Here is a 4,484-nt window from a genome sequence, read left to right on the forward strand (position 1 = left end):
TCGTTACCATCTTGACCAAATAGGAGGTCAGAATTTTTAGTTCCAGTCAACCGATCATTACCAGCACCTGCAAACACAGCACCGCCATTTAAATGATTATCTTGTGCATCGCCCATCTTAATTGGTAATTCTCTATCAATCTTAAAATCAATACCATTTATCCAACCATCCAATTCATGTTTTGGCATGCTAGATACAACATGCTCTATCAAATTAACCAACTTATCTCTACCAACAATGTTAGGTTGTGTTTGCACTTGAAGATAAGCAAAATACTCCATGATATCGCCAAAGGCAGACATTGCGGTTTGACCACCTACATCTAACCTTGCCTTAAAGTCGCTCACCAGTCGGTTAATGTCCAAACCAAACAGAAGATTACCATCTTTGACATCCACCACAATATCTATCAAATCGCCATAACGATTCTGAACAGTTTGCGGATAGAGTCCACTATAAACAGACTTAATCAGCCTATCATAAGTATCATTGATAATTTTGGTTGTTTTTTCAAAGTCTTTGACGTTAGCATAAAACATGTTATCTGTTTTTGTGCTCATGAAACTATCGATAACACCAATTTTATATTTGATTTTATCAAACTCTGCCATGCCCATTGTATCAATTATTGTAGCACCGCCACTGCCTGCAATGCCCACCGCACCTTTTTGGGAACTAGAGCTTCTTATCGACAAGAAAATCGGCTTTTCATAATCTTGATAATCAGGATCGGTTTTTGCCCACGCTTTGAGCAAGCCGTCCATCATTGACAGCTGTTCATCTTTGCTTTTGGCATTTAGGTAATTGACGACGATATTTCTAAGCTCAGAAGATAGTGTCATTGCCTCGCTTAGACTTCTGACACGCCCAGAGCCTTGTAGATTTGGCAATCTGTCATCTGTACTTTTTACACCATCGAGATGTTTGGTGTACACACCATGAAAGTTAAAATTCACATCGCCCATGACACCTGTTTTGCCATCATGCTTCTCATAACTGCCAAGCTGAGTCAGTTTATTGCCTCCTGCAAGATTCCTATCCACCTCTTGATAATCAAGGTTTAATGCACCAATGCCAAGCTCATGAAGTCCAAATAACTCCCCAACATCACTCACGCCATCACTGTCCAAATCACGCCATACTCTAAGCTCATTAAACTTGGCATCATCGGCATTAATCTTGCCATTACCATCGCTGTCTAGGTCGGCAAGTGCCTCATAGCCGTGCTTGGCGGTCTCACCTGTGCTCAAAATCGTGCTGTCACCAAACACCTCTCGCCCATCATTAATGATGCCATCACCATTGCGATCTAGCACCAGTATGCCATCATCTTTTTTCACCCAGCCTGTCGCATGAGCAATGCCATCACCGTCATGATCAAAAACAGCTTTCTTTAATTTATCATAAGCAATCGTCTCTATACCATCACCATCTAGGTCGAGTACAATCGGATCATAGAAATAATGAAACCCTGAGCGGTTGATACCTGCCCATTTGGCAAAGGCTTCGGCAAGGTCATCAGGGAGGTCATCAAAGGGGTTGGGGAGATTGAGATCAGCAATCTTATCCAAAATGTCTTTTAAAGTATCCTTGATTTTTTCCGCCAGATCCTCCATTTCTTTGCTAAGCTCATCACCTTCTTTTGAAAGATTAATACCAAACTCCATGATTGGTGTTAGCAGTTTTTCAAGTAATTTGGTTGGGCTGTGGTTTTCGCTCTTTCTAGCCTCATCAATAGCTTCGGAAACAAATTTACCCAACCTAGAATCAGAGATATAGCTCCCCATATTGTCCAACAGTTGTCCAATGGTCAAATTTTCATCAACCGAATTAGCAGCGACCCCCAAACCAACACTCATTGAACCTGCACCCACCGCCACTACTGTTGATAAGCCCGCCACTGGTGCACCAACAGGAGCCCCAACCCCTGTCGCAGTAGCAGCTGCACCGCCCATTGCCGCAATAGAGGCAGAACTTGAAACCGTCCCTGTTAGATTAGATAATAAACTTAACACTTCTTTGGCTTTAACTTGCGACCAGTCGCCTCTGCTACCCTTTAATTCTTTATGAATATCAACGCCATCTTTTACGGTTCCCGCCAAATTAAACCCAAAACCAGTCCAGCCCAATTTTCTCGCTGTCTTTGTGGCTAAAAATCCGTTTTCTTTTCCCGGCAGTGTAGCCACCATATCTGCTGTCTGCATCGCACCGACCGCCAGCTGACCTGTACCAATAACAACATCAGTTCCAGTAGAAACAGTCGGATTTGGTACAAATGAGCCAGTATTACCAGCGTTATTAAGCCCATTAGTACCATTAGCCATGACAGTAACCGCTCCTGATACCGCATCGGCATTTTCTTTTGAAATCTTAGGTAGGGTTGCCATTATTTATTCCTCATTAAAGTGTGGTTGAGAGCCAATATATTTATAACCAAACAAAAACATCAAAGAAAATATTACCCAAACTCCAAGAATAAAAAAAGAGACTTCACTAGGATGACTCTGCATGCTTTGAATGGTTACTTCTTTGTTTCTTATAGGGATAAGTTTACCATCTTGCCAGATGGTTAAGGAGATTAGCTGAGGGTATGGGTTGTTTAACCACAGTAGCGGTTTTTGGGTGTACCAACCTATCTCTCCGTATTTGCCATGCACCAAGCGAATGTTGTTTCTGGCAGAGTCGTTATGCCCAATACTGCCATAAGCTGATTTAATTAAATCAGGATCAGCCCAACAACCACTATACTCTATATAATCATAAGCAGAATAGCCACATTTAAAATACATGGTCTGACCATCATCAGTATGCATTTGTATATGCCTAACGCTACTGCGACCTCGTTGTGTCTGAAAATGCTCAGTAACCACAAACATCTTACCCTTAGTATAGTGTATCTCATCATCAGTAGGAATGTGCCAACCCTCACATATCAACAATAAAAAGATTGTCATACATATAGCAAAACCCAAACACAGCCAGAATGAAAATCGATTGAATGAGTTTAGGTTTTTATAGCTTTTAATCAAAAAATTTATCATTAGAATATTTGTTTACAAAAGTACCGTTTATTGTATAGAATATTTGAATAAATAGCAAGCATATGATGATAAAAGCTACTTCACCCTATCAAACAGCTCGTAGGTTGGGTTGAACGACAGCAACACCCGACATGTTAAGCCTTAATGCACTAAGTTTTATTATCAAGACCTAGTCCACCAAAACCAACAAATTATGCACCCATTCATTCACTCACAAACATAACATCTATCTTCTTTTATAACAATCAAGCCGCCCATCTTTCTTCTTCATTGATTGCAAGTATACTTATATTATTATGATTAAATAATGCTCTTTGTGTGGTAATCACACCATCACCATCTAAGTCGAGTACGATTGGATCATAGAAATAATGAAACCCTGAGCGGTTGATACCTGCCCATTTGGCAAAGGCTTCGGCAAGGTCATCAGGGAGATCATCAAAGGGGTTGGGAAGTTTAAAGTCATCAAAAAAGTCTTCGGCTTGCTGTTTCCATTTATTAAAAGCATCTTCGGCGGCTTGTCTATATTTATCAAAAGCATCAGCAAGGTTATCGGAGACTTCTTTGAAAGTCTCGGAGACTTCTTTAGCCAAATCTTTGGCGATTTGCTCAGCCTTTTGAGTAGCTTCCTTAACTGCCTCCTCAGCAGTTTTTACACCATCTTTAAGGGCTTGTTCGGCAGCTTTGTAGGCATCTGCGATTTTTTGTTCGGCGGTCTTATAGGCATCAGTGGCTTTTTGCATGGCATTATTAACTTTCTCAGCACCATTTGCCATTGCCTCATTGATGGCTTTATCCATATTGATGGCAGCCTCGCCAATTTTGGGGGCGAGTTTATCCATAGAATCTCTAAATGCTTTACCAGAGGCGATGTCATTTAAAGTGTTTTTGGTGTTATTTATGCCATTGGTGATGGCGTTGTGGGTGTTAATGGCAGTTTCGCCAATTTTGTTTGATAGTTCATTTAACTTATAATCTATTTTTTTTATCAATCTCTTTGGCGACATCATTATAAAAGTCAATAATTACATCTTTATTGTTTGCCAAAGCCCCCAATGCAGTAACTGTAAAGCCTATCCCAACAACCACAGGTGCACTTACTGTTGCTCCTGCTAGTAACCCCATAGTACCAACAAATGTTAGCACATTGCCTGTTACTGCCATGACATCGCCTGTGGATACAGTATTGCCATTTTTTAAGTCAGACATAATCTTTGCAGTCGTGATTGTTGCCGCCATAGGGGCAGTCATTAATGCAGTAACTTGATTTAGAGAACCAAAAGCAGCGACAGTTTGAGCTGAATTGCTAGCGGTATTCAAATCATTTCTGCTTTCTGGTTCTTTATCAATTTCTTGTTTTGCACCATTAATGGAATCTGCACCTGCTATTGTTGCTGAACCATAGGACAAACCTTTTTCAATTAATTTAGCATTCATATTTAC

Annotated in this window: 3 protein-coding genes and 1 pseudogene; all 4 read right to left on the reverse strand. The window is 40.5% G+C overall.

The window, feature by feature from the left end:
- A pseudogene (locus IM753_RS12640) lies at positions 1-2,387 on the reverse strand (hypothetical protein); the annotation flags it as partial.
- A 3-nt stretch (positions 2,388-2,390) separates the two neighbouring features.
- Positions 2,391-2,954, reverse strand: a complete 564-nt coding sequence (locus IM753_RS12645; protein ID WP_194109432.1) for a hypothetical protein — start codon at positions 2,952-2,954, stop codon at positions 2,391-2,393.
- Positions 2,955-3,286: 332 nt separating this feature from the next.
- A complete protein-coding gene (locus IM753_RS12650) occupies positions 3,287-4,033 on the reverse strand; it encodes an apolipoprotein A1/A4/E family protein (protein ID WP_194109433.1) in 747 nt (248 codons plus the stop codon).
- Positions 4,011-4,484: hypothetical protein (locus IM753_RS12655; RefSeq protein ID WP_194109434.1), on the reverse strand; the 474-nt coding region annotated here is incomplete at its 5' end. The genes IM753_RS12650 and IM753_RS12655, both read right to left, overlap by 23 nt.

This window comes from Moraxella sp. K127 (assembly GCF_015223095.1).
Lineage (GTDB): Bacteria > Pseudomonadota > Gammaproteobacteria > Pseudomonadales > Moraxellaceae > Moraxella.

Excerpts from the sequence above, each read along its gene's own strand:
- IM753_RS12645 (WP_194109432.1), bottom strand. The coding sequence starts at position 2,954 with ATGACAATCTTTTTATTGTTGATATGTGAGGGTTGGCACATTCCTACT.